We start from the raw sequence: 26,237 nt of genomic DNA, 5'->3' as shown, positions 1-26,237 counted from the left end.
GCCTCGCGGCAGGCCCGGTCACCAGGTCATGGGCAGCTCATGGATGCCGTAGGTGGCCATGTCGTGCCGGAACGGCAGGTCTTCCAGAGCGCAGGCGAGCCGCATGCCGGGCAGCCGTCGGATCACCGCGGGAATGGCCTCCTGGAGTTCGACTCGGGCCAGTGCCTGGCCGACGCACTGGTGGGGTCCGTAACCGAAGCCGACATGGGGCACGGACGGGCGGTCGAAGTCGAGTTCGTCCGGGTTCGGGAAGACACTCTCGTCCCGGTTGGCCAGGGGGAGCGCCGCCACCACCATCTGGCCGGCCCGCACCGTGACGCCGCCCACCTCGACGTCCTCGGTGGCGATCCTGCCCAGTCCGAGCTGCGAGACGGTGTGATAGCGCAGCAACTCCTCGACGAGCAGGGGTATCCGCTCCGGGTGTTCGTGGACGACGGAGAACTTCTCCGGCTGCAGTGCATAACTCACCAAGGACAGCGAGATGGTGCTGGCCGTCGTGTCGTAGCCCCCGACGATGAGCATGAGGATCACGCCGATGGTCTCGTGGAAGGTGAGCTGCTTCTCCTGGTACGGGCCCGTCACCAGGCGCCGGATCAGGCTGTCCTCGGGCAGTTCGGAGGGGTCCTGGACGAGCCCGCCGATGTACTCGCCGAGTGTCCGGAACACCTCGGCACCTTCGTCCTCGCTCCCCACCGCCGAGACCACGCCCTTGACGCATCGGGTGAGCAACGCGCGGTCCTCGGCCGGAATCCCCAGCAGCCGGAAGACGGTCGCGGACGCGACCGGTACGGCGAAGGCCTCGAGCATGTCCTGGGGAGGCGCGGTCTCGGCGAGCCCGTCGAGCACACCCTGGACGATCTCGCGGATCGCGGGGCGCAGCAGCTCGATGTGCTTGGGCAGGAACTCGCGTGCGATGGTGCCTCGCAGGCGCCGGTGATCAGGATTGTCGGTGCGTACGAACGGCGGTGCCGCGGCCTGCGACTGGAGCGTCGGAGTGAGTTCGGTGAAGTTGGGTCGGCGCGAGTCCGAGCTGAACCGCCTGTCCTGCAGCACGGTCCGCACATCCTCATACCCGGAGAACACGTGCGCCGGCGTGCCGTTCCACAGACCGACCTTCGCCACCGGGCAGGACTTGGCCTCCGGGTAGATGTGATAGGGCTCCAACGGCGAGTTCGCCGGGTCGACCTGGGTGGCCGGAGATTCCATGGTGTCGTTTCCTTTCCAAGACCGCAGGCCTGGGCCGTGCGGCGTCGTGACGGCGTCTCGCGTCATACCGCCTGGTCGAAACTGAAGAAGCGGTCCGGGTCACAGGCCGCCTTGACCCGGGAGAGCCGGGCGGCGTTGTCGCGGTAGTACTCACGTCAGTCCTGCAGGTCCGGCTCGGTGAATCCGCCGTAGGTGCCGTGCGACGCGGTCGGCTGCCCAACAAGTACTGCGCGTCCAGGTGCCAGGACGCCGTCGCGGCCGGGTCGACGCGGCCATCACACGCTCGTGACCGCTGCGCCCGCCGTCCGTGAACACGCCGAGGACGGCGTCTACGACAGAACCGGCGACGGGTGCGGAATGGAGGTCACCCTTGATGGCGGCGGAGCCGACACGTGGCAGGCGCGCTCCTTCCCGGGTGCCCACCCGATGGCAGGCACGAACCCTCGTCGGCACCTACGCCGGACTCGCCGGGTTTCCGGAAGGTCTCCAGCATCGCGCCGAGACAGTCCGTCTCCGTCGTCCGGCGTTCGGCTGGGTGGGGCACCGACGTGCCCCACCCAGCCGGTCCAGCACCGCCCAAGCGCTTCGCCCGGCCCCGGCCGGCCTTCGGGACCACCACCGGAGCCGGTGCGGCGTCGGTGCCGTACGAGACCATCGGCAGGGACACCACGTCCTCGGAATCGGCGGTCGCCCAGCCGAGCCAGCCGTAAACGGCCCGGTTCTCGGCGACCCGTGGCCCCGCTCGATGTTATTGGCCGGGTCATTCACGGACGGACGCCGGGCGCATGTCCGTCCATTCCTTCTCGATGTACTCAAGGGCGCTTCCGCGGGGGCTCGGCCCGCTCACGGAACGCCACCCGGAGGGGATGTCGGCGAAATTCGGCCAGAGTGAGAACTGGCCTTCCTCGTTGCGGAGCACATGGAACTGCCCGTCATGGTCGTCGAAGGGTGAGGGCACGGTGAATTTCTCCTAGTCGGCAAAGAGGGCCCGGCACCGGGAATTGACGGTGCTTTCGGTGGCTTTCGCGATGATTCGGGGTCGGACGGCTACGGCCGTGGTGAGAAGGCCCGCCGTTCCGGCTCGGTGAGGATGTCCAGGGTGTGAAGGCGTGCGTCCGGGTCGCGGACCGCGGCGGACAGCAGCAGGAGATACCGCTCCAGGAGCAGTTCGACTGTCTCCTGGGAGAAGAGGTCCGAGCTGTACTCGGTACGGCCGGTGAGGCCCTGGGCGAGGCCGGCGCTGTCCCGGCTCTCGTCCCAGTTGAACATCAGATCGAAGCGGGCCGTTCCGGTGTTCGGGGGCGGTTCGGGGGTGAGGGTGACGGAGTCGGCCCGATGGCCGTCGCCGGGCGGTGCGTGCAGGACGAGGGCCGTCTGGTAGAGCGGGTGACGTGCCGGGTGGCGTGCCGGGTTGACGCGATCCACCACCTGGTCGAACGGGACCTCCTGGTGGGTGAAGGCGTCGAGGTCCACGGCCCGGGTCCGAGCGAGCAGGGTGCGGAACGTCGGGTCGCCCGAGGTGTCGACGCGAAGGACGACACTGTTGGCGAACAGCCCGACGAGGTCGTCCAGCGCGGGGTCCGTGCGCGCCGCGGCAGCGGTGCCGACGACGATGTCGGTGCCGCCGCCCAGCCGGGTCAGCAGTGCCGCGAGCGCGGCGTGCAGCACCATGAAGAGCGTCGCGCCCGTCTCCCGCGCGCAGTTGAGCAGTTCCTGATGGAGGGAGGCTTCGACGTGGGTGTGGACGGTGCCGCCACGATAGGTAGGTCTGGCCGGACGGCTCCGGTCGGCCGGCAGCCGCGTCTCGACCGGAAGACCGCGCAGCGTCCGCTCCCAGAAGGCGAGCTGGCGCCCGAAGCCGCTGCCGCGGTCCTGCGCCTCGGCTGCTTGCTCGTTGTGCCATACGGCGTAGTCGCGATAGTGAACCGGCAGCGGCTGCCACTGCGGGGCCCGCTGCCCCAGCCGCGCCCGGTAGGCGTGCGCCAGGTCCGCCGTCAGGGGGGCCAGCGACCAGGCGTCCACGGTGATGTGGTGCATCAGGAGCAGGAGCGTGTACCGGTCCTGTCCGTGCCGGAACAGGCGTGCGCGCAGGGGAAGGTCCGTCCTGAGCTCGAAGGGTTCCGCCGCGGCCCGCGCCAGGTGGCCGGCCAGACGGTCTTCGGCGGCGTCGGTCTCATGAAGGACCACCGCGGCGTCCTCGGGGGCGAGGACCCGTTGGCGGGGGCCGTCACCGTCATCGGGGAAGACGGTACGCAGGGGTTCGTGACGAGCCACGACGTCATCGAGTGCGGTCCGCAGCGCCCCGGTGTCCACCCGGCCCGTGATCCGCAGGCAGTACGGCACGTTGTAGATCCGGCTCGCGGGTCCGCCGAGTTGGTTGATGAACCACATGCCGTACTGGCTGTGCGAGAGCGGCACCGCCGCGTGGTTCTCGTCGCGGCAGAGCAACAGCGGGCGGAGCCTGCTCGCCGGAGCGGTACGCCCGGCCAGGCCCTCGACGGTCGGTGTCTCGAAGATCCAGGCGATCGGAACATCGACTTCGAGGTGTTTCGCGATACGGCCGACGAGGCGCGTGGCCAGTAGCGAGTTGCCGCCCAGGGCGAAGAAGTCGGCGTCCCTCGGCACCCCGGGCAGGCCGAGCACATCGGCGAAGAGATTGGCGAGGATCTCCTCGCGCGGAGTGCGGGGCGCCTGCCCGTCAGCCCGCGGGAACAGGGCGGGACGGGGCAGCGCCGTGCGGTCGAGCTTGCCGTTGACGGTGAGGGGGAGCGACGCGATGCGTACCACGGCGCTGGGCCGCAGGTACGCGGGGAGCCTGGCGGCCAGATAGCCGGGGAGCTTGCCCATCAGGGCGTTGCCGGTCCGGTGCGTGGTCGGCTGGTTGGCGTGGTCACCGGGCGACGTCCTGCCGCTGTCGGCGGACTCCGCCAGCGGGACGGCGCCCGGTTCACCGCCCACGGGTGTGAAACAGGCGTCCAGTCGCGTGGGGTCCTGCGCCGACCACGTGAGGTGGACCTCGCAGCCGGCGCCCCCGCCCAGGGCGTGCAGTTCCTCGGGGTCGATCCCTGCCGCCGGTTCTTGCAGCAACCGCAACGGCTCGTCGAGCGACCGGGCCGTGGTCAGCGCCGTCGCGGCCGATGCCTCACCGAGGATCCGGCTGTTCGGCACGCCGCGCAGCAGCAGCGACGTGCGGGTGCGGGCCAGCAGGCCGGACAACTCCTGCAGTCCGCTGACATCCGTGCCCCAGGTCAGTGTCTGCGCGTCCGGCGCAGCGGTACCGGTTTCCACCGGCTCCTTGATGAGCACCGCGTCGTACCGGTAGCGGGTCAGTTCGTTGTGGTGCGTGCCGCGCTGCACCGCTGTGCGTACCCCGCGGAGCTGCGGGATCCACCGGGGTACCGCGGCGAAGAACGCGGGGTCGAGGAGCAACTCCTTCTCATCCACCAGGTCCTGCTCGACCGCCGCGCGGACGGCGGAGGCAGAGGCTTCCCGCCGGGTGGCGGAGCGCAGCCGGACGGCGCTGCGCAGCGGGCGCAGCAGACGCAGGTGCCGGATGTCGCCGACGAACACCCGGCCGCCCGGCGCCAGCAGGCGTGCCGCCTCGCGCAGGACGCTCACCAGGTAGTCGGCCGACGGAAAGTACTGGATCACCGAGTTGAGGACAACGGTGTCGAAGTACCCCTCGGGGAGGCCGGGGAGGTCGTGTGCGGGACCGTGCAGCAGGTGGACCTTCTCCCGCAGCACCGGGTCGACGTCCACCTTCTTGCCGAGTGTCTCGATCACCTCGGCGGAGAAGTCGGTGGCCCAGTACGCCTCGCAGTCACCGGCGAGGCGGGACAGCAGCAGCCCGGTGCCCACGCCGATCTCCAGTACCCGGCGCGGTCGCAGGGCACGGATGCTGTCGACCGTGGCGTCCCGCCAGGCTTGCATCTGAGGCACGGGAATGGGCTCGCCGTCGTAGGTGCTGTTCCAGCCGCTGAAGTCCTCCCCCAGGGGGAGCGCTCCCACTGCGCTGTAGACCTCGTCGTAGAGCCGTTGCCATTCCTCGACGTGCTCCGAGGTGGTGTCGTCGGCCTGCCGCACGGCCGGGTGGTCCGGCACGACATAGGCGACGAGCCTCTGGTCTCCCGGAGTGTCCTCCCGGACCACCACCGCGGCCTGCGCGACCTCGGGATGGTCGCGCAGCACGGCTTCGACCTCGCCGGGCTCCACTCGGAAACCCCGTATCTTCGCCTGGTCGTCGACCCGGCCCACGAACTCCAGTTGCCCGTCGTCACGCACCCTCACCCGGTCGCCGGTCCGGTACATCCGCTCGCCCGGCGTCCCGAAGGGGTCGGCCACGAACCGCTCGGCGGTCAGCGCGGGCCGCCCCAGGTACCCGCGGGCCAGCCCCGCTCCGGCGATGTGGATCTCTCCGACCGCTCCCGGCGGTACCGGCCGGAGCCGCTCGTCGAGGACGTGGATGCGGGTGTCCGAGAGCGGACGGCCGATGGGCGGGATGCCTGCCCCGGCCAACGGTCCGCTCATGGTCGCGGAGACGGTCGATTCGGTCGGTCCGTACGCGTTCACCAGCAGCCGGCCCGGCGACCAGCGGCGCACCAGCTCGCTGTTGCAGGCCTCGCCCACATTGACGACGGTGGCCCCGGCGGGCAGAGCGCCGTCCGGCAGGGCGGCGAGCGTGGAGGCCGGCAGGGTGAAGTGGGTGATGCCCTCCTCGGCGGCGAGCGCACTGAACTCCGGTCCGGGCAGGAGCCGTTCACGCGGTGCGACCACCAGCGTGGCGCCAGTGAGCAAGGCCATCGACACGTCCCAGAAGGCGCCGTCGAAACTCGGCGAGGAAAAGAGCAGCAACCGGCTGGACGGCCCGATCCCCAGGTCCCGCGCATGGCTGCCCACCAGGCTGGCGATGCCGTGGTGGGTGAGGACCACTCCTTTGGGAGTACCGGTGGAACCCGAGGTGTAGATGACATAGGCCGGATGCCGGGTCCGGAGCGGGGCGCCGCGTTCGTCGTCCGCCACATCCGCCGCGGAGCAGTCGGCCAGGGTCCGTACGACGGCCGGGTCGTCCAGCACCACCGTGCGGGAGGCCGCCTCGGCCGGCAGCTCGGGCTCGATGTCACTCCTGGTCAGCACCAGCATGGGAGCGGCGTCGGCGAGCATGAACGCCAGCCGCTGCGGAGGATAGTCCGGATCCATCGGGAAGTAGCCGGCGCCCGATTTCAGTACGGCCGCCACGGCCACCACGAAGTCGGTCGAGCGCGGCAGGGCGAGACCGACCAGGCTCTCCGGGCCGGCGCCACGTGCGATGAGCAACCTGGCGAGGCGGTTGGCCCGCCGGTTCAGTTCGGCGTAACTCAGCCGCTCGCTCGCGGAGTTGATCGCGGTGGATTCGGGGGCGGCGTCGACACGGGCTTCGAAGAGCCGTCCCCATAGGCCGGGGGTGAACTCGGGGCCGGCCTGGGCCCCGGCGGGCGAGGCCGTGGTGCGGCTTCGCCCCGGCGGCAGCATGGACATCGAGTGGACCTCACAGATGATGGGATCGGACGGGCTGGCCCTGGGAGTCACTGCAGTGGGAGGTCCTGGACGCGGAGATCGGGATCCTTCAACAACAGGGACAGCACGACTTCGTACTGCTGGGCGAGCCGGACGACCGTGTCGTCGCGCAGCAGCCCGCTCTGGTACTGGATGTGGCTGCGCAGCGTCCCGCCGTCCGCGGCGGAGGCCAGATGCTCCACGGTCCACAGCACCGGATAGCGGGCGGATTCGCTCGCCGGCCGTGGGCCGGGACTGATGGTGAGGCCCGGCAGGTCGGCCGGCGGAGCTGCGACCGTGCGCAGGACGAGTGACACCTGGGGCGGTGGCACGTCGGCCAGGCGCTCGAAGAGCAGGTCCTGGTGGGCATAGGCACCGAGATCGGTCACGCGGACCCGGTCCAGCAGTTCGCGGAAGGTGGGGTTGCCCGACGTGTCGGTGCGCAGCGCCAAGGTGTTGGCGAAGAGGCCCACCAGCGGTTCGAACTGGGTGTCGGTCCGGCCGGCCACCGCGGTCACGACGGTGACGTCCCCTCCTGCTCCCCTGCGGGCGAGCAGTGCGACGAGCGCGGCGTGCAGGATCATGAAGACGGTGACACCGTGCTCACGGGCCGCGGCTGTCAGCACCCGGTGGCCGCCGACTTCGAGCGGAAGATCGAGGGACCTGCCGGCAAAGTCCTGCTGGGCCGGCGCCGGGCTGTCGGTCTCCAGGACCGGCCTGTCGTCGGCACCGTGCAGCGTCTTCCTCCAGTACTCCGCCTGGCGCAGCGCGACGTCGCTCGGGTCGTCCGTGGCGCCGAGCAGCCGGCGCTGCCAGGCGACGTAGTCGAGGTAGCCGAAGGACAGCGGCTCCCACTGTGGTGCGCGCCCCTCGGTCCGGGCGCGGTAGGCGCGGACCAGGTCCTCCAGCAGGGGGCCGAAGGACCAGCCGTCGGCGGCGATGTGATGCATGACCAGCAGCAGTACGGACTCGTCCGGGCCGAGCGTGAACAGTACGGCCCGCAGCGGGATCTCGGTCTCGAGGTCGAAGTGGCGGCGGGCGGCGTGCGCGAGATCCTCGGACAGCCGCTCGGGCGTGGTCCTGGTCTCCGTCCATGGGATGTCGTCCGCGGTGGCTTCCGTGATCACCGCACACGGACCGCTGCCGTCGTCCTGGACGAGCGTGCGCAGCGGAACGTGCCGGGTGACGACATCGGCGAGGGCGGCGCGCAGTGCCTCGGCGTCGACGGCACCGGTCAGCCGCTGCGACAGCGGCACGTTGAACATGTCGCGACACAGGCTTCGGCGGTACTCGTGCCACATCTGCATCTGCTGGGCCGACAACGGCGCCGTGCTGCCGGAGGCGTACTCGCTCGGCACGGGCAGCGGCCTGGCCTCGTCCCCCGCGTCGAAGCGGGCGGCGAGCGCGCCGACGGTGGGCGACTCGAACAGCCACGACAGCGGCATCTCGGTGTTCAGGCGCCGCCGGACCTCGGCGGCGAGTCGGGTGGCCAGCAGGGAGTTGCCGCCGACGGCGAAGAAGTCGCTGTCGGCTGTGACGTCGGCTGTCGCGAGTACGTCGGCGAAGATCGCCGCCAGTACCTCCTCGCGGGCGGTCCTGGGCGGACGTCCCGAGGCATGGGCGGCGCGCCGCGGCCGGGGCAGGGCGCCGCGGTCGAGCTTTCCGTTCACCGTGACCGGCAGCCTGTCGAGCGGGACGAAGACCTCCGGGACCATGAAGGCCGGCAGCTTCGCCGCGACCTGCCCGGGAAGAGAGGCCATCGTCTGGGAGTCGGGGCGGGCGAACGCCGGCCTGTTGGTGAACCGGGCCGGGGAGAAACCGTCCGGCTCCGCGTCGGTCCGGGGGGCGGGACGCGGCACGAGCGCTCCGGCGCGTGTGAAGGAAGCGTCGATCAGGGCGTCGTCCTCGGACGACCAGGTGCAGTCGACCCGGTAGCCCAGTTCCGCGCCCAGCCGGCGCAGGTCCTCCGGTGCCACGCCCGCCGGAGCCTGCCCCAGGGACAGCACCTCGTGCAGGGGGCGCCGGTCGAACAGCGCGAGTGTCGCGGCATGCTCGCCGGCCACCCGGCCGTTGGGGATCCCGGTGACGCACAACCGCTCCGGTTTCCCACGACGCAGCCGATCGGCGACGTCGGCCAGGCTCGCCATCTCGCCGTCCCACCGCAGTCGCACGACCGGCCCCGCGTCGTCCGTGGGCCCGGTGTCATCGGCAGGCCCGGCATGCTTGCGCAGCACCACCTCGTAGCGATAGCGGCTGAGTTCGTTGTCGTACCCGCCCCGTTTGAGCGTGCACGACTCCAGCGTCATGCCGGGCAGCGCGCCGACGGCCGTCGTGAAGAACTCCGGGTCCACGAGCAGTTCCTTCTCCTGCGCCATGGCCCGGTCGATCGCCGCGCAGACCGTCTGCGGAGTGTCGGTGTGCGTGGCCGCCGCCAGCAGCCCCCCGGCGTGGAAGGTGCGCAGCAGACGAAGGTTACGGACGTCGCCGAGGAACACCGCGCCCCCGGGTACCAGGAGCCGGGACACCTCGCGCAGTAGGTCGAACAGGTAATCGCCTGAGGGAAAGTACTGGATCACGGAGTTGAGCACGACGGTGTCGAAGCCGCCGCTGGGCAGACTCCCCAGCTCATGGGCGGAGAGCTGATGCAGGACGACCCGGTCCGCGAGGCCGGGGCGCTCGGCGACCTGCCCGCGCAGCCGCTCGATCAGGGCCCCGGAGATGTCGGTGCCCCAGTAGCTTTCGCAGTCACCCGCCAGCTGCGAGAGCAGCAGACCGGAACCGCAGCCGATCTCCAGTACGCGGCGCGGAGCCAGTTCGCGGATCTGCCGCACGGTCTGCTCACGCCATTCGCGCATCCCCTCGATCGGCCGCCCGCCATAACTGCTCACCCAGCCGGAGAAGTCCTCGCCGAAGTCGGCGGTGTCGGCTCGGCCGTACAGATCGTCGTAGAGCCGTCGCCAGGCATCGAGTTGACCGTCCGGTTCCTCGCCGGCCGCCTCGTCGGCGGCCGCGTTCTCGGGTATGACGTAGGCGGCGAGGTATGGCTCTCCGGGCCGGTCCTCACGCAGGACGACGGCGGCCTGCCGGACCCCGCGGCACCCGGCGATGACGGATTCGATCTCGCCCGGCTCGATACGGAAGCCGCGTACCTTGACCTGGTCGTCCGCCCTGCCGACGAACTCCAGGTCTCCTGAACGGGTCCAGCGGCCGAGGTCACCGCTGCGGTACATACGGCTGCCGGCCGGGCCGAAGGGGTCCGCCACGAACCGCTGCGCGGTCAGACCCGGCCGCTCGAGGTACCCGCGTGCCAGGCTGTGCCCCGCGATGTAGATCTCGCCGACCGCTCCCGGCACAACCGGTGCGAGGCGGTCGTCGAGGACATGGATCCGGGTGCCGTCCACCGCCCGGCCGACCGGCGGCGCCACGTCGTCGGCCAGCGGATCGCTCATGGTGGCGCAGACGGTGGACTCCGTCGGGCCGTAGGCGTTCACCATCGTCCGGTGCGGGCGCCAGCGCTGCACGAGAGCCGCCGGGCACGCTTCGCCCGCGACGACCAGCGTCACGCTCGGAGGCAGCATGTCGGGGCCCAGCGCACCCGCGACCGAGGGCGGGAGAGTGACATGAGTGACTCCGTGGTCCGCGATCAACGCGGCCAGTTCGGCGTCGGGCAGCAGCCGCCCCGGCCTGCCGACCACGAGCGCGGCCCCGGCCAGCAGCGCCATCGACATCTCCCAGAAACTGGCGTCGAAACTCGGGGACGAGAAGGCGAGCACGCGTGAGGCGCCGGTGACGGCGAGGCGACGACGCTGGGTCGCGATCAGGCTCGCGACGCCTTGGTGGGTGACGACGACTCCCTTGGGGATCCCCGTGGAGCCGGAGGTGTAGATGATGTAGGCGGGACTCGCGGGGCGCAGTGGCTCCAAACGTTCCCCGTCCTCCATGTCGTGGTCCGGCAGACGGCGCAGTACGTCCTCGGTGGCCTCGTCGTCCAGTACCACGAGGCTGCCGGTGGGCAGCTGGCCCAGAAGGTCGCCCCGGACGTCCGACGTCGTCACCAGCACCACGGGTGCTGCGTCCCGGGCCATGAAGGACAGTCGCTCCACGGGGTAGTTCGGATCCAGCGGCAGGTACGCGGCCCCGCACTTGAGCACGGCCGTCGCGCACAGGAAGAAGTCCGCGGACCTGCCCAGCACCAGCCCGACCGACCGCTCCGGCCCGGCGCCGAGGTACTTCAGCCACCGGGCGAGCCGGTTCGCACGGGCATTGAACTGCGCGTACGTGAGCGCCGTGTCCCCGGCGACGAGCGCGATGGCGTCAGGTGTGTCGGCCACCCGCGCTTCGAGGAGACTCGGCCACGTCGTGGCGAGCGCTCCCTCCGGGAGATCTTCACCGGTCAGGTGCGACACAGGTATCCGTTCCTCTCTGTCGTCGAGCCGCCCGTGGGCGCGCTCAAGCCGATGGCATGGAAAGCGGAAGCAGGGGAGGGGAAAGACGTCGGGCCTACGTGGGGCCGAGTGGCGCCAGGAGTGGTGAGCGACGACGGTTCGGGGGGCCACGGGGTACGGGTGCCGGCTTCTCCTACGAGAACCCGAGCCACCGCGTGCGGCCGACGGGCCGCCGGATCGAGAAGCGGTTGCAGGAGAACCGTTCTCAGAATGTCTTGTCCGTCCCGATGAAGCAGGTGTCGTAGCACCGGGAATCCCCCTGTGAATGGTTCTCGCACGTTGGAACATAAGCATCATGGGGTTGTTTCCGCGGCGCAGTCTTGTCGGTCAGTGACCGCGTCGTTGCCTCTGGACGCCAGGCTTCCGTTTGCAGCGGGAGCTACTGCGAGGAGGCCACGTGCCGACGATCCAGCGGGGTCGGGCAACGGTGAGGTGGTGATCCGCGCCCGGGGTCCTGCAGCCCCCGCCACCTCGCAAAATTTCGACAAACAAATTCGACACAGGAAGACCAGACTTCCGCGACCGGAGGAAAGCGCAGGGAGCTGCCTGTGACTTCCCGCATCGGCAGCGCTCGCGCTCGACGACTCCGTCCGTCCGGCGGGCCGTCGCCTCAGTCAACCACCCCGGCGTAGCGAGTGAGTGCAGTTGAGCGGATAGCTGGTGAGGTAAACCCAACGGGCGAGTTCGATGAACGCACGTACGGCTGCGCCGACAATCCCGCAGGTGGCTTGCGCACCGCCCGCCAAGACAATGCTCCTGTGTGCGCACCCTCAGGAGCCAACACACAACTCCGGTCAATCAGTAGGTACTTGACTGGACTGCCACCCGCAGGGCACTGTCAATAAGCGGGAGCGCTCCCACAGCGCTCTCTTGTACAGCGCAGCACCTCCTGATGAGCAGTGACGGACTCGCACGGACTCAGTAAGCGAAGACGCGCACGGCCCCTTCCCCTTACGGCCGTTCGTGGCCTCGTGATGAGTGAGGAAAACCTGATGGACAAATTTGCCTCGGACAGACCTGGAAACCCGATCGCGGCGACGGAGTTTCTCTCTCCGCACTGTTTCCGGAGGCGCTGGCCACGGCATGGAGAAACGGGGCGCGACCGTTACGGCCACCCTGGCCCGGGCGGCGGCATGCCGTGCGAGCGAGGCTCGCTCGGGCGTCGCCACGGACTCCGGCGCAGGAGCGTTTATGCGGTGCGATGCAGTGACCCGGGTGACTGCCTGACGCCAGCCGGCGGAGACGGCTGGCCACAGGCCTGTCAGATCGCACCTCCCCTCGGTCGACGCAGCGGGTGAGCAAGTCACCCAACGTGGATCCGAGGGTCCACGCACCCACGATGGAGACGTCCGCAGCGGAATGTCAGCACACCTGACCCGTCTGCGGCGCGCGAGGAGCATCGATCGCACCCGCGGGTTGTGACCAGGATTCTCCCGCCTCCGGCGCCAGACCCGATTGACCTGGTAGTTGAAATTTCAATCAAACTAAGCGGGTGAACGACTGGGTTCGTTCCTTGCGGAGGATCTCGCCGTGGCCTGTTCTGAACTGTTTGTCGCGCTCGGAGCCGAGAAGGGGGAAGCATCTTGCTTCACTCGATTTCCGGCCGACGCGCCGAGCGCAAGGTACTGCCTTTTGTCGAGCTCAGGCATGCAGATAAAATCTTTCAAGGCCGGCGGGGTCAAGGTGACGATCATAGATTCCGGTCCAGCCGTCATCGAGTTCGAGGCAATCAACTCGGAGGCGGCCTTGACGCCGCAGAGAACAGTCATATGCGTACTGTCAGGAATGGCGTTCATCGCTGGTACCGGAAACGGTACGGAGATCGACGCGGGGACGCTGGTTATGACGGACGGCGACGTTCCCTTTTCGATGAATGTGCCCGTTGCTTCGCGACTCCTCGTACTGCGTTTCGCCGACGAAGCGAAGGATGGACTCCCGGTGTCGCCTCGGGGGACTTTTATCGTGACGGATGCTGCCAAGGGTCCCGGATCCGGATTTCTTTTTTCGTTCTTGAATACCCTGGCTGTGGAGATGATGAAAACCGATGGGATTCTGTCCTCGTATATGGAGGAGGTCGTGCGCATCCTGGCGATCTCCGCGACGCGAATCGCATATGCCGAGCTCGGAAAGCATTACTCTGGGGGATGCGATCCACTTCTGATCGCGGTTCAGGAGTCGATCGACCGGCAGTTGGCCGACCCCGAGATCAGCCCGGCGACCCTCGCGGCCGAACACAACATATCGGTGCGTCAGTTACATCGAGTTTTCGGACCGATCGGGGAAAGCGTCATGAGCTATGTCAAACGCCGTCGCCTGGAGCGTTTCGCATGCGATCTGAGGGATCCGAGCCTGGGGCACCGGAAGATCAATGAGCTGGCGGCGGACTGGGGGATGCTGGATGCCGCGATGCTGAGCAGACACTTCCGCTGCGCCTACGGAATGTCGCCCCGCGATTACCGGAAGCAGCACTGTTTCACCTGAAACGGCGAGGGCATGACGGCGGCAGGGACGACGTGTCGCCCACGGTTCGGCACGGGGTTCCCGGCGCCACCCCGGCCCGAGAAAGGACCAGGGCCCCGAAACGTGGTCGTGGACGAGCCGAGTCAGCACGGTCCCGGCACGGGAGGCCTGCCCCCGCACCATGCAGCTCAGACGCCACCACACGACACACCTCGGTCACTCCACCGGGCCGAAGGGGAGCGTCCTGGTCACCGGAGTGCCGACGCCGCACCTCCTCGCGTGCGCTCTTCGGTCGCCCACCCGGGACGTGCCCGCACTGCGCGAAGCATCGGACACCGTGGACGCCTCCACCGGCACGCACGCAACTTACGAGCACTCCTGGCCAGGTGATGTGACTTGCACCTCGGGCTGAAGCCGGAGGGTTCCCGCCTTCTCGATCGTTGCTGTGCCACTACGCGGCCCGGGGCTAGGCGGCACGGATCGATGGCCCTGGGCACAGCCGTCATGCAGCTCATGCACTGCCGACCGCCTGCGGGCCGGTCGCGAACTCCCGCCACATCACACAGCCTTCGGTGTCCCACGTTGCGGGGCTGCGCGGTCAGTAGGGCGTAACTGCGACTCGGTCAGGGGATCCCCATGGATCCGCATCTCGACTGCTACGGCAACTCCCTCGCGGCCTGGAGCAGGTCTGGGAGGTCGGTGTGAACCGGCCGATCCTGACCAGGGTGCGGCCGTACCGTTCCGCTTTGTACTCCAGCATGCTGAGGAACGATGGCCACCCGGCGTCGTGCACGGACTTGGTCAGCTTCGTGCGGGCCAGTCCCGCCACCGACAGGTCCTCCACGGCGATCCCTTGGTCATCACCCGGCAGCCGGCCGGCGCCTACCAGGTGGGCCGGTTCGGCGGAGCCGGAGGGCCTGGCCCGGCCGGATACACACGGTGAGTGCCTTCGGTGCCAGGTCTCAGGCCGGAAGGTTCCGGCGGTCGCGTCCGGAACACCTCGTCCGCGACCGCCGGCCTGTGCAGGGCGACCAGCGGCGACTTCCCCGGCGGCGGGCCGGGCAGAAGGGCGGAACGAGCCACGACGGCACGGACCAACTCGACCCAGGAGAGCCCGGTCTGCGGGTCGGCCGGGGAAAGTGCGGCCGGACTGCGGCTTGCGTGTTCCCAGGCTGAGCCGGTCCATCGACATCCGGCGTCTCAGACGCTACGTCACCCGTGAGATATACGGTCAGATGCAACCGCCACCTTCCTCGCCGCCTCGTCTTCTGCCGCCTGCCGCAACATCGGGGCATCCTGAACGTTCATCTCGCTTATGGAATGCGGCAGTTCATCGCCCGGCAGGACTGGCCGACCCGCTACCGGCTGGTCTCCTACGCACCCGGCCTCAACCCGGCGGAAGGCTTCTGGTCGCCGCTGCGGTCCCGCACCGCTTTCACCACTCTCCGAGCACCTCAGCCGGACCATCGAAACGGAATGAGGAAATCCGGTATGTTTCCCACTCATCGACGGATGCCTCGCCGGAACCGGTCCGTCCCTCACGCCAACGACCTCACAAGCTCAGTCGCTGTCAGGACGAGGGAAAACCTCCAATTCCCTCCCGGCTTTACCGGGATATGACAAGGCGCCTCGTGGTGCGGCAGCTTTCGTCGGCACCTCGCGCCATGCGCAGGTCCCCTGTCCGCGAAGGTATCGAAAGGTGCATAGCGGAACTGGCATCCAACAGCTAAGGATCAGTCACCGATCGACAAGATTTCGTCGGGGATGCCTATCCATGATGAAGGTGTGCCGGCGCACGATCTTCAAGAGAGAGGAATTCCGGTGCCACGGCGCCTCCGTCACCAGGACAGGCAACACATGTGAGCGTGGTTCTCCTGTGGGCCGCTTCTTGATCCAGCAGCCCCGTTGCTCGCACGCAGTAGCTCAGGTCCTCGTCGGAGAAGCCGATCTCCGCGCCGAACGGCACCTGCGAATCACCGCCGCTCGCCACAGGATTCCTCCGCTCCGTGGCCGGGCTCGCCCCGTCGCCGGAGATCCCGCCCGGCGATGCCGCGCCGCCCGCCCTGTCAACACGTATGCGCCGCGACTGACAACCACGGGATCGAGGGCTCGCCTCCCATCCCGGAATTCCTGCCGCGATCCCCGGCTCCGCATCCCTTTTCGACTACCCCAAGGAAGCCCCTGTGACCGTCCCCTCGCCGCTCGCCGACCCGTCCATCGTGCCCGACCCCTACCCTGTCTACGCCGACCTGGCCCAGCGCCGCCCCGTCCACTGGGTCGAGCGCCTGAACGCCTGGGCGGTCTTGACGTACGCCGACTGCGCCGCCGGGCTGAAGGATCCCCGGCTCACCGCCGACCGGGGGACGGAAGTGCTGGCCGCGAAGTTCCCCGGACAGCCGCTGCCGCCGGACAACATCTTCCACCGCTGGACCAAGAACGTGGTGATGTACACGGACCCGCCGCTCCACGACGCGCTACGCCGGTCCGTCCGCGCAGGCTTCACCCGTGCCGCGCACCAGCACTACGACCAAGTCCTCCAGAAGGTCGCGCACGACCTGGTCGCTTCCATCCCGGCCGGTGCCACCGAGATCGACGCCGTCCCCGCCCTGGCTGCCGAACTCCCCGTACGCTCCGCCGTGCACGCCTTCGGGGTCCCCGAGGAGGACCTCGGATTCCTCATCCCGCGCGTGAATACGATCATGACGTACCACTCCGGTCCGAAGGATCAGCCGGTGACGCAGGAGATAATCCTGGAAAAGCTCACCGACCTGCACACGTACGCCTCCGAACTCCTCCAGGGCATGCGGGGCAAGGTCCTGCCGGACACCGTCATCGCCCGCCTGGCAGCCGCCCAGGACGGCCTGACCGAGACCACGCCGGAACAGACCGTGCACCAGCTGGCGCTGGTGTTCATCGCGTTGTTCGCGCCCACGACGCCGGGCTCTCTCAGCAGCGGCACGCTCGCGTTCGCCCGCAACCCGCGGCAGGTCGAACGCTTCCTGGCGGACCAGGCGTGCGTGGACAACACGGCGAACGAGGTCCTCCGCTACAACGCCTCGAACCAGTTCACCTGGCGCGTCGCGGCCAAGGACGTCGAGATGGGCGGCGTACGGATCGAGGCCGGGCAGACTCTCGCCCTGTTCCTGGGCTCGGCCAACCGGGACGCCAACATGTTCGAGCGACCGAACGACTTCGACCTCGACCGTCCCAACAGCGCTCGGCACCTGTCGTTCGGCCAAGGGGTGCACGCCTGTCTCGCCGCGCAGCTCATCTCCCTGCAGCTGAAGTGGTTCTACGTCGCCCTGCTGAACCGCTTCCCGGGCATCCGGACGGCGGGCGAGCCGATCTGGAACGAGAACCTCGAATTCCGCTCCCTTCGCTCCCTGCCGCTCAGCCTCCGCTGACGAGGTCAGCGCTCTACTCCCCTGCGAGGAATCGTGACCTCCGAAGTCGCTCTGGGCCCTTCCTTGCCCGCCCCGTCCCCGACAGCGTGCCCGGCACTGGGGCCCGATTCGTCCCTTGGCCCGGTCCCGTCGGCGGAACCGGCGACGCCGCAGTCCTGCGGCGTCGCCGATCCAAATGAGGCTGAGGAGTTCCTGCGCCAGTTCCACGCGGAGCAGTCCGATCAGCCCGTCCCGCTCGCCCGGCGCCTGGAGCAGGTCCGCGCCGCCATCGACGCCACGGGCACCTACCGGCACACCACCGCCGAGCTCGTGTACGGTGCCCGCGTCGCGTGGCGCAACTCCAGTCGCTGCATCGGCCGCCTGTACTGGAACAGCCTGCGCGTCCTGGACCGCCGGGACGCCACAGCCCCCGATGAGATCCACCGGCACTTGTGCACGCACCTGCGCCAGGCGACCAACGGCGGGCGCATCAGGCCGGTGATTTCGGTCTTCGCCCCGGACTCCCCCGGCCGGCCCGGCCCGCAGGTGTGGAACGAGCAGCTCATCCGGTACGCCGGCTACCGCCGCGACGACGGCACCGTGCTCGGTGACCCGCGCACCGCCGACCTCACCGAGGCCATCCTCCGCCTCGGCTGGCAGGGCTGCCCCCAAGGGCCGTTCGACGTCCTGCCCCTGGTCATCGACACCCCCGACGACAAACCCCGGTTCTTCGAGCTGCCGCGGGAGCTGGTCTTGGAGGTCCCTATCACCCACCCCGACGTCCCACGCCTGGCCGAACTGGGCCTGCGCTGGCACGCCGTACCCGTCATCTCCAACATGCGCCTACGCATCGGCGGGATGGACTACCCGCTCGCCCCGTTCAACGGCTGGTACATGGGCACGGAGATCGGCGCCCGCAACCTCGTCGACGAGGACCGCTACAACATGCTCCCCGCCGTCGCCGCCTGCCTCCAGCTGGACACCACCAGCGAGTCAACCCTGTGGCGCGACCGCGCCCTGGTCGAGCTCAACGTCGCCGTCCTGCACTCCTTCGAGGCCGCAGGTGTCCGGATCAGCGACCACCACGAGGAGTCCCGGCGCTTCCTCGCCCACCTGGCCAAGGAGGAACGCCAGGGCCGCACCGTATCCGCAGACTGGAGCTGGATCGTCCCCCCGCTCTCCGGCGGCATCACCCCCGTGTTCCACCGTTACTACGACAACGTCGACCAGCGCCCCAACTTCTACCCCCACCAGTGAAGTGATGAGGCGTCTACAACCCCGCCCCGCAGCATCTGCTCGACGGCCGCCAGTGCCGGCGGCTGTCGAACTCCTCCAGGAAGACGAGGTGGGAATGGCCGCAGGTGTGGCTGACGACGTCTCCCAAGGCCGGAGCCTGCGCGCCCTCACCGTGACTCGATTCGCTCTAGCAGCAGCTGGGCGGTCGCCAGCCAATCCCGTCGGCGTCGGCGTCGACGCTGGTCAGCTATGGCGCGCACTGCCTGACCAGATGCGAGTCACCGTAGCGGACCAGGGCAGATGGGCGGGCACCTGAATGCCGAACCCGGCGGCGTCGGACATGGCGCCCACTGGTCAAAGCGCAACGTCTGCAGCCTGATCGCGCTCACCAACTCCCGTACCGCCTGCAATCCACCACTCCCAGCGGCCAAGCAGCCAGCACATCGCCGGGGCCGTCAACATGACCACAGGGCGGTGCTGTCGCAGCGCGGCTTCGGCGACCGCCGCATCAATCGCGTAGGTGTGCCCGCGCAAGCCGGCATCCATCAACAGCTTCGAGGCCGCCCGCGCCTCCTCGTCGCCCACCGGGACTACGCGCAGTCCGGAAAGCACCCGGTTCAGGCAAGACATGTTCGTACGGGCGTGGACGGCCTCGATGATGGTGAGCGCGCTGATAACGACCTCCATGCCGCGCGAGCGGGCCTCGGCAACCAGAGCCACCACTTGCTCGTCGTCGGCGAGCAGCTTCGAAACCCCCCGCTGCCGAGGACCAGCGTCCCCTCGTGACTCAGCTTGCGGCGGGCCACTCGGCCTCCTCGGCGAACACCTCGTCGAAGACGTGCCGCGCCCGCTGCCGGGCTTGCTCGGAGCCCGGCTCCTTACGGTTCTCGTAGTCCGCCAGGTACTCGTCCAGCACCTGGCCGCGCAGCTCACGCTCGACCGCCGCGGCGATGTACGCGGAGAACTCCCGCTTGCCCACCCGCGCCCGGATCGCCTCGGCGGTCCCCTCCGGCAGCGACAGGTTTACCCGCGTCGCTGGCCCCTCCGCGATGCCGTACGTCGTCTCAGCCATGACCCCAAGCGTGTCAAACGAGTAGGAAAAGCGCTGCGGCCCGCGCCTGGGACTCGGCACCGGAGCCGACCGCCATCCCGGCACAACCGCAGCACGGTAGGGATGAGTAGGGGTGACGGCAGGTGACGACGGGTCAGGTTTCCTGGCACCATCCCAGCACGGAAAAAAACCAGGGGCCCGACCCCGAAGAGCCGAACCCCTATTGACCTGCATGTTTGCCAGATCAGTGACGTGGCGGTACGTCACCCGCTACACATTGAAGCGGAACTCCACGACATCCCCGTCCTGCATCACGTACTCCTTGCCCTCCATCCGCGCCTTCCCCTTCGCCCGCGCCTCCGCCACCGACCCCGTCTCCACCAGGTCCGCGAAGGAGATGACCTCCGCCTTGATGAAGCCCTTCTGGAAGTCCGTGTGGATGACGCCGGCCGCCTCGGGGGCGGTGGCGCCCTTCTTGATGGTCCAGGCCCGGGATTCCTTGGGGCCTGCCGTCAGGTAGGTCTGGAGGCCCAGGGTGTCGAAGCCGACGCGGGCCAGCGTCGCCATGCCGGGCTCCTCGACGCCGACCGACTCCAGGAGCTCCATCGCCTCCTCCTCGTCGAGCTCGGCGAGGTCCGCCTCCAGCTTGGCGTTGAGGAAGATCGCCTCGGCGGGGGCGACCAGGGCGCGCTGCTCGTTCTTGAAGTCCTCGTCGGTCAGTTCGTCCTCGTCGACGTTGAAGACGTAGAGGAAGGGCTTGGTGGTGAGGAGGTGCAGGTCGTGGAGGAGTTCCTCGTTGCCGGAGCCCTGGACGATGCCCGCGGAGAACAGGGTGTCGCCCTTCTCCAGGATCTCCTTCGCCGCCTCGACCGCCGCGACCTTCGGCCCGATGTCCTTCTTGATGCGCGACTCCCGCTGGAGCCGCGGCAGGACCTTCTCGATCGTCTGGAGGTCGGCGAGGATCAGCTCGGTGTTGATCGTCTCGATGTCGTCCTTCGGCGAGACCTTGCCGTCGACGTGGACGACGTTCTCGTCCTGGAAGGCGCGGATGACCTGGCAGATCGCGTCGGACTCACGGATGTTCGCGAGGAACTTGTTCCCGAGGCCCTCGCCTTCGGACGCGCCGCGCACGATGCCCGCGATGTCGACGAAGTCGACGGTCGCCGGGAGGATCTTCTGCGAGCCGAAGATCTCGGCCAGCTTCGCGAGACGCGCGTCCGGGACGCCGACCACGCCGACGTTCGGCTCGATCGTGGCGAACGGGTAGTTGGCCGCCAGCACGTCGTTCTTGGTCAGGGCGTTGAACATGGTCGACTTGCCGACATTCGGCAGACCGACGATTCCGATCGTGAGCGACACGTTGCGACTTCCCGTGAGTGGAGGGCCAGGAGCCGGGGCGGTGGGACCCGGCCGGTGACCCCGGCGCGGCCCGGAAACCCGGCCGATCCCCCAGTCTAAGCGGTACGCGTCCCCGCCCCGCCGTCCGTCTCGAACGCATGCACAGGCCCGGTCCGACGGCGTGTCCCGCACCGGATTCGCCACATAAACCGACCTAACGTGGACGAGTGCACCGACCCGTCCGTGGGTGACAGCCCGGTGCGAGACCGCGTGGAGGTGCCCGGCATGGCAGGCAACGGCAGGTCCCGCCCGAACGGCACCGGCGCAGACGAGTTCACCGAGGCGACCGTCGACGCGCTGAGCCTCCTCGGCCCCAGGGGAGACGTCCCCCGCCCCGCGAAGAGGGAACGGCCACCTGGCGGGAAGGACACCGACGGGAAGGGTGCCTCAACTCCCGTACGGACCAACCGCAACGGCGACCCCGCCCCCGTACGCGCCAGCCGCAACGGCGACGCCAGCCCCGTACGCAGCAATCCCCCACTCGCCGCCGTACGCCGCAAATCCCCCGCCCAGAACCGCAACACCCCCCGCCGCCCCGCTCCCACCCCCGGCACGACCCCGCAGCCACCCCCGCCCCGCCGCACCCACTCCCCCCACGCCCGCCAGACCCCCACCCCCCGCTACCCCACCCCCCGCCTCACCGGCCTGGGCAGCGGCCTCTTCAGCGCCACCCTGATGACCGCCCTCGGCCTCCTCGTCAACCTCCTGGTCGGCGACTCCACGACCGTGTACGCCGTGCTCTACCTGCCGGTCTGCCTGCTGACGGCCCTCTGGACCCGCCGCGGCGACCTGATCTCCGCCCCGGTCGTGCTGCCGATCGCCTTCGCCGTCGGCATCGTCTTCGTCACGGACGACGGCGACGGCGTGGGCGCCACCCTGATGGGCCTGGTGACGGCGCTGGCGACGCAGGCGGGCTGGCTGTACGGGGGGACGCTGGCCGCGCTGGTGGTGGTCGCCGTACGCCGGTTCCGGCCCCGCCCGGCAGAAAGGCACCCGGCGTCCCCCGGCCGCTGACCCGCTACCCCGCCGCGCGCATCGCCGCCCCCACGATCCCCGCGTTGTTCTGCAACTGCGCCGGCACGATCTCCGCCGTGATCCCCTGGACGTACGGCAGGAACTTCTCCGCCTTACGGCTCACCCCGCCGCCGATGATGAACAGCTCCGGCGAGAAGAGCATCTCCACGTGCGCCAGGTACTTGGTCACCCGGTGGGCCCAGTGCTCCCACGTCAGCTCGCCGTCCTCCCTGGCCTTGCTGGAGGCGCGGGTCTCCGCGTCGTGACCGTGCAGTTCGAGGTGGCCCAGCTCCGTGTTGGGCACGAGCGCGCCGTCGACGAAGAGGGCGCTGCCTATGCCGGTGCCGAAGGTGAGGAGGATGACCGTCCCCTTGCGCCCTTGCCCGGCGCCGAAGTTGACCTCGGCGACGCCCGCCGCGTCCGCGTCGTTCACGACCGTCACCGGCAGCCCCCCGAGCCGCTCGGTGAACAGCGCCCGCGCGTCCAGGTCGATCCAGCTCTTGTCGACGTTCGCCGCCGTACGCACCGTGGATCCGCCGGTCACCACGCCCGGGAAGGTGAGCCCCACAGGCCCCGTCCAGCCGAAGTGGTCGACGACCTCCTTGACGCCGTCGGCCACCGCGTCCGGCGTCGCCGGGTGCGGGGTGAGCACTTTGTGGCGCTCCTCCGCGAGGTCGCCCCTGTCCAGGTCCACAGGAGCGCCCTTGATCCCGGAACCGCCGATGTCCACACCGAAGATCTGCATGGCTCCACGTTACGACGGCCCACTGACAGTCACCCAGCCGAGGCCGTCAAGACGGCTTCAGGCCGCTTCCGGACCGCTCCCGCCGCGCTCCGCCACCAGCGCCGCCGCCTCGTCCCGCAGATCCCGGCGCAGCTCCTTCGGCAGCGAGAACGTGATCGACTCCTCGGCGGCCTTGACCAGCTCGACGTCGCCGTACCCGCGCGCGGAGAGGTACTCCAGGACCTCCTCGACGAGGACCTCGGGCACGGACGCGCCGGAGGTGACCCCGACCGTCGTCACGCCCTTCAGCCACGCCTCGTCGATCTCGCTCGCGAAGTCCACGAGGTACGCCTCGCGCGAGCCCGCGAGCTTGGCGACCTCGACGAGCCGTACGGAGTTGGACGAGTTGCGGGAGCCGACGACGATCACCAGCTCCGCCTCCGCGCCCATCTGCTTGACCGCGAGCTGACGGTTCTGCGTGGCGTAGCAGATGTCGTCGCTCGGCGGCGAGATGAGCTGCGGGAACTTCTCCTTGAGGGCGTCGACGGTCTCCATCGTCTCGTCGACGGACAGCGTCGTCTGGGAGAGCCAGACGATCTTCGACTCGTCGCGGACGGTGATCTTCTCGACGTCCCCCGGGCCGTCCACGAGCTGGATGTGCTCGGGCGCCTCGCCGGAGGTCCCGATGACCTCCTCGTGGCCCTCGTGGCCGATCAGCAGGATGTCGTAGTCGTCGTTGGCGAACCGGACGGCTTCCTTGTGGACCTTCGTGACGAGCGGGCAGGTCGCGTCGATCGTGGCCAGGCGCCCGCGCGCGGCCTCCTCGTGGACGACGGGGGCGACGCCGTGCGCCGAGAACATCACGATGTTCCCCGCCGGCACCTCCTCCGTACGCTCGACGAAGATCGCGCCCTTCTTCTCCAGGGTCTGGACGACGTACTTGTTGTGGACGATCTCGTGCCGGACGTAGATCGGGGCCCCGTACTGCTCCAGGGCCTTCTCGACGGCGATCACGGCGCGGTCCACACCCGCGCAGTAGCCACGGGGGGCGGCGAGCAGGACACGGCGGCGCGGCGAAGCGGTCATGCGTCCCATCGTAAGGGTGCGTCCAAGGGGTCGGAGATCCACTCCTCGGGGAGACTGGCGGCACGCTACGCGCGCGGGAGCGGAGGTTCTCGATGACCGGCACCCCCAAGGACGTCGATACGGCGTCGTTGCGACGCACTCTCGGCTTCCGTGACCTCGTCGTCTACGGGCTGCTGTTCATCGCGCCCATGGCGCCGGTGGGGGTGTACGGCACGCTCGACGCGAAGTCCCATGGCGCCGTCGCCCTCGTGTACGTCGTCGCCACCGTCGCCATGGCGTTCACCGCGTTCAGTTACGCGCAGATGGTGCGCGTCGTCCCTCAGGCCGGGTCCGTCTACGCGTACGCGCGTGTGGGGCTCGGTGACGGGGCCGGGTTCGTCGCCGGGTGGATGGCCTCGCTGGACTACGTCCTGATCCCCGCCGTCGCTTATCTCTTCTCCGGCATCGCGATGAACTCCCTGGTCCCCGAGGTGTCCCGGTGGGTGTGGACCGCGCTCGCCGTCGTCGTCACGACCCTGTTGAACCTGTGGGGCGTACGCGCCGCCGCGCGCGTGGGGTTCCTCGTCCTCGCGATGGAGATCGTCGTCCTGCTGGTGTTCGTCGTAGCAGCGATCGTCGTCCTCGCGCGAGGCGGTGCCGAGCGGGGGTGGCTGTCGCCGTTCACCGGGGACGGTACGCAGGGTGGGTTCGCGTTGTCCGCCGTCCTCGGGGCGGTCTCCGTCGCCGTCCTGTCGTACCTGGGCTTCGACGCGGTCGCCTCTTTCGCGGAGGAGGTCACGGGCGGCTCCGCGCGCGTGGCTCGCGCCCTGCTCTTCTGCCTCGCCCTCGCGGGCGTCCTGTTCATCGCCCAGACGTACCTTGTGGCCCTCCTGGAGCCCCTCTCGTCCGCCCGGCTGTCCGCCGACCCCTCCCGGCAGGGTTCGGCCTTCTACGACGCCGTGGAGGCGTCCGTCGGCACCTGGCTGCACGACCTCGTCGCCGTCAGCAAGGCGATCGGCGCGGCGTTCGCCGCGCTGGCGGGGCAGGCCGCCGCCGGGCGCCTCCTCTTCGCGATGTCCCGCGACGGGCGGCTCCCCCGGGCCCTGTCCCGGACCACCTCGGGCGTCCCCCGCCCCGCGCTGCTGACCTCGGCACTGATCACCCTCGCCGCCGCGGTCTGGGCCGCCCGCCGCGACGACGGCATGGACCACCTGGTCTCGGTCGTCGACATCGGCGCGCTGACCGCTTTCACGCTGCTGCACGCGAGCGTGGTGGGCTGGTTCGCGGTGCGCCGCGCGGGCGGGCGGGTGAGGTGGGGGCGGCATGTCGCGGTGCCCGTGCTGGGGGCGGCGATCACGGTTGCGGTGATCGTGGAGGCGTCGGGTACGGCGTTGGTGGTGGGGGCGATTTGGCTGGCGGTGGGGTTGGGGGTGCTGGGGGCTCAGCGCGTGCGCGCGAGCTGAAGGGGGCCGACGGCCCCTGGTGACTCCCCCTACGGGTGCGTGTCCGTGGCCGCGATGACCTCGTCCAGGCGGTCCAGCGTGGCCAGTAGGTCGTCCGCCTTCGCCCGGATGCGGTCGCGTTCCGCTCGCAGCATCGCTCGCTGGTCCGCGTCGGTGTGGCCCGCGTCCCAGCACGGGAGGAGTTCCGTGATCCTGCGGCTGGTGAGGCCGGCGGCGTACATCTGCTGGAAGAAGCGGACCCGGGCGATGGCGTCCGGCCGGTAGAGGCGCTGGCCGGACGCGCTGCGCTGCGCGGTGAGCAGCCCCTGCTGCTCGTAGTAGCGCACCGCGCGTACGGAGACACCGGCGCCCCGTGCCACCTCGCCGATGCGGATCAGCCGCTCGGCCGAGGGCTCTGTGGCGGTCATGGCGATCCTCTCCCCGGCGCTACTTGCCTCTGACGTCAGCGTCAGGTTCTAGCGTACCGGGCATGGACATCGAGAACTCAGTAGCCCTTGTCACCGGAGCCAACCGCGGCCTGGGCCGCGCCTTCACGCAGCGCCTGCTCGACCGCGGGGCCCGCAAGGTCTACGCGACGGCCCGCCGGCCGGAGACCGTGGACCTGCCCGGCGTCGAGGTGCTGCGCCTCGACATCGCCGATCCCGCGTCCGTGCGGGCCGCCGCCGAGGCCGCCCCGGACGTCTCACTGCTCGTCAACAACGCGGGCGTACAGACGGGCACCGACCTGGTGACCGGCTCACTGGACGCGGTGCGGCACGAGCTGGAGACCAACGTGTTCGGCCACCTGGGGATGATCCGGGAGTTCGCGCCGACGCTCGCCGGGAACGGCGGGGGCGCGATCGTCAACGTCCTCTCCGCGATGTCGTGGTTCGGAGGCAGCGGCGCGGGCGCCTACCACCTCGCCAAGGCCGCCGCCTGGGCCATGACCAACGGCGTCCGCCTGGAGCTCGCCGGACAGGGCACGCTCGTGACGGCCGTGCACCTCGGCCTGGCCGACACCGACATGGCCGCGGGCTGGCCGGTGGCCAAGCTCGCGCCGTCGGACCTGGCCGACGCGGCGCTCGACGGCGTCGAGGCGGGCTCCGCCGAGGTCCTCGCCGACCAGTGGAGCCGGGACGTCAAGTCCCGGCTGCCGCTGACGCCGGAAGAGTTCAACGCGGCGATGGAGCGTGCGCTGGCGGCGCTGACGGCGGCCTGAGGGGTCCTCGGCCCGCACCCGGCCACGACAGCCCCTCAGCCGAACGGCCCACCCCCGTTGTC

The 26,237-nt window shown here is 69.6% G+C and carries 15 protein-coding genes and 3 pseudogenes; 6 read left to right on the top strand and 12 right to left on the bottom strand.

The genetic code is table 11. The features are described 5' to 3' along the window. Positions 1 to 18: 18 nt before the first annotated feature. The 5 genes and pseudogenes from txtC to txtA all read right to left on the bottom strand — a co-directional run bounded on the left by txtC (position 19) and on the right by txtA (position 11,144). Complete coding sequence (txtC, locus tag J8M50_RS30970; protein ID WP_010350601.1) at positions 19 to 1,206, bottom strand: thaxtomin biosynthesis cytochrome P450 TxtC; 1,188 nt, start codon at positions 1,204 to 1,206, stop codon at positions 19 to 21. Positions 1,207 to 1,268: 62 nt separating this feature from the next. Next, positions 1,269 to 1,346, bottom strand: a pseudogene (locus tag J8M50_RS30965) (BBE domain-containing protein); the annotation flags it as partial. A gap of 620 nt (positions 1,347 to 1,966) precedes the next feature. After that, positions 1,967 to 2,164 (bottom strand): thaxtomin biosynthesis NRPS accessory protein TxtH, encoded by a 198-nt coding sequence (gene txtH / locus J8M50_RS30960; protein WP_010350602.1) that lies wholly within the window; start codon positions 2,162 to 2,164, stop codon positions 1,967 to 1,969. 89 nt (positions 2,165 to 2,253) lie between these two features. Beyond that, on the bottom strand, positions 2,254 to 6,720 hold the full coding sequence (gene txtB, locus J8M50_RS30955) for a thaxtomin non-ribosomal peptide synthetase TxtB (RefSeq protein ID WP_010350604.1): 4,467 nt from the start codon (positions 6,718 to 6,720) through the stop codon (positions 2,254 to 2,256). 47 nt (positions 6,721 to 6,767) lie between these two features. Beyond that, positions 6,768 to 11,144, bottom strand: a complete 4,377-nt coding sequence (gene txtA, locus J8M50_RS30950; protein ID WP_010350605.1) for a thaxtomin non-ribosomal peptide synthetase TxtA — start codon at positions 11,142 to 11,144, stop codon at positions 6,768 to 6,770. Between the two features lie 1,569 nt (positions 11,145 to 12,713). Here txtA and txtR point away from each other — a divergent pair. After that, the gene (txtR, locus tag J8M50_RS49810; protein ID WP_223786355.1) at positions 12,714 to 13,664 is read left to right on the top strand and encodes a cellobiose-binding transcriptional regulator TxtR; all 951 of its coding nucleotides are present in this window, start codon (positions 12,714 to 12,716) and stop codon (positions 13,662 to 13,664) included. 577 nt (positions 13,665 to 14,241) lie between these two features. Here txtR and J8M50_RS30940 read toward each other — a convergent pair. Beyond that, positions 14,242 to 14,505, bottom strand: a pseudogene (locus J8M50_RS30940) (zinc ribbon domain-containing protein); the annotation flags it as partial. Between the two features lie 1,321 nt (positions 14,506 to 15,826). Here J8M50_RS30940 and txtE point away from each other — a divergent pair. Continuing rightward, positions 15,827 to 17,047 carry a 4-nitrotryptophan synthase gene (gene txtE, locus J8M50_RS30935; protein WP_010352784.1) on the top strand — a complete coding sequence of 407 codons (1,221 nt, stop codon included), beginning with the start codon at positions 15,827 to 15,829 and terminating at the stop codon, positions 17,045 to 17,047. A gap of 63 nt (positions 17,048 to 17,110) precedes the next feature. Beyond that, positions 17,111 to 18,283: a nitric oxide synthase oxygenase gene (locus tag J8M50_RS30930; protein ID WP_013000941.1), complete on the top strand. Its 1,173-nt coding sequence runs from the start codon at positions 17,111 to 17,113 to the stop codon at positions 18,281 to 18,283. 333 nt (positions 18,284 to 18,616) lie between these two features. On the opposite strand, the pseudogene J8M50_RS30925 reads toward J8M50_RS30930, so the two are convergent. From J8M50_RS30925 to ychF, 3 genes and pseudogenes are all read right to left on the bottom strand, one after another. After that, a pseudogene (locus J8M50_RS30925) lies at positions 18,617 to 19,068 on the bottom strand (hypothetical protein). Further along, positions 19,050 to 19,334, bottom strand: coding sequence for a hypothetical protein (locus J8M50_RS30920; protein WP_010352781.1), 285 nt, complete (start codon positions 19,332 to 19,334; stop codon positions 19,050 to 19,052). The pseudogene J8M50_RS30925 and the gene J8M50_RS30920 overlap by 19 nt, the downstream one beginning before the upstream one ends. 249 nt (positions 19,335 to 19,583) lie before the next feature. Then, on the bottom strand, positions 19,584 to 20,672 hold the full coding sequence (gene ychF, locus J8M50_RS30915; RefSeq protein ID WP_010352780.1) for a redox-regulated ATPase YchF: 1,089 nt from the start codon (positions 20,670 to 20,672) through the stop codon (positions 19,584 to 19,586). A gap of 264 nt (positions 20,673 to 20,936) precedes the next feature. On the opposite strand from ychF, the gene J8M50_RS49805 reads away from it, so the two are divergent. After that, a complete protein-coding gene (locus tag J8M50_RS49805; RefSeq protein WP_308010572.1) occupies positions 20,937 to 21,725 on the top strand; it encodes a DUF6542 domain-containing protein in 789 nt (262 codons plus the stop codon). Positions 21,726 to 21,729: 4 nt separating this feature from the next. Here J8M50_RS49805 and ppgK read toward each other — a convergent pair whose 3' ends face one another. After that, the gene (ppgK, locus tag J8M50_RS30905) at positions 21,730 to 22,470 is read right to left on the bottom strand and encodes a polyphosphate--glucose phosphotransferase (protein ID WP_010352777.1); all 741 of its coding nucleotides are present in this window, start codon (positions 22,468 to 22,470) and stop codon (positions 21,730 to 21,732) included. A gap of 57 nt (positions 22,471 to 22,527) precedes the next feature. Continuing rightward, positions 22,528 to 23,544, bottom strand: coding sequence for a 4-hydroxy-3-methylbut-2-enyl diphosphate reductase (locus tag J8M50_RS30900; RefSeq protein WP_029183722.1), 1,017 nt, complete (start codon positions 23,542 to 23,544; stop codon positions 22,528 to 22,530). Positions 23,545 to 23,627: 83 nt separating this feature from the next. Here J8M50_RS30900 and J8M50_RS30895 point away from each other — a divergent pair, with 83 nt between their 5' ends. Continuing rightward, entirely contained in the window at positions 23,628 to 24,977 is a 1,350-nt protein-coding gene (locus tag J8M50_RS30895; protein ID WP_010352775.1) for an APC family permease, read from the top strand. Between the two features lie 29 nt (positions 24,978 to 25,006). Here J8M50_RS30895 and J8M50_RS30890 read toward each other — a convergent pair whose 3' ends face one another. Beyond that, positions 25,007 to 25,384, bottom strand: coding sequence for a MerR family transcriptional regulator (locus tag J8M50_RS30890; RefSeq protein ID WP_010352774.1), 378 nt, complete (start codon positions 25,382 to 25,384; stop codon positions 25,007 to 25,009). Positions 25,385 to 25,446: 62 nt separating this feature from the next. Here J8M50_RS30890 and J8M50_RS30885 point away from each other — a divergent pair, with 62 nt between their 5' ends. Further along, complete coding sequence (locus J8M50_RS30885) at positions 25,447 to 26,175, top strand: SDR family oxidoreductase (protein ID WP_010352773.1); 729 nt, start codon at positions 25,447 to 25,449, stop codon at positions 26,173 to 26,175. Positions 26,176 to 26,237: the final 62 nt, after the last annotated feature.

Origin of the sequence: Streptomyces acidiscabies, from assembly GCF_020010905.1 — a bacterium.
Lineage (GTDB): Bacteria > Actinomycetota > Actinomycetes > Streptomycetales > Streptomycetaceae > Streptomyces > Streptomyces acidiscabies.
The sequence above is the reverse complement of the archived record's forward strand: the minus strand, read 5'-3'. Positions and strand labels throughout refer to the sequence as shown.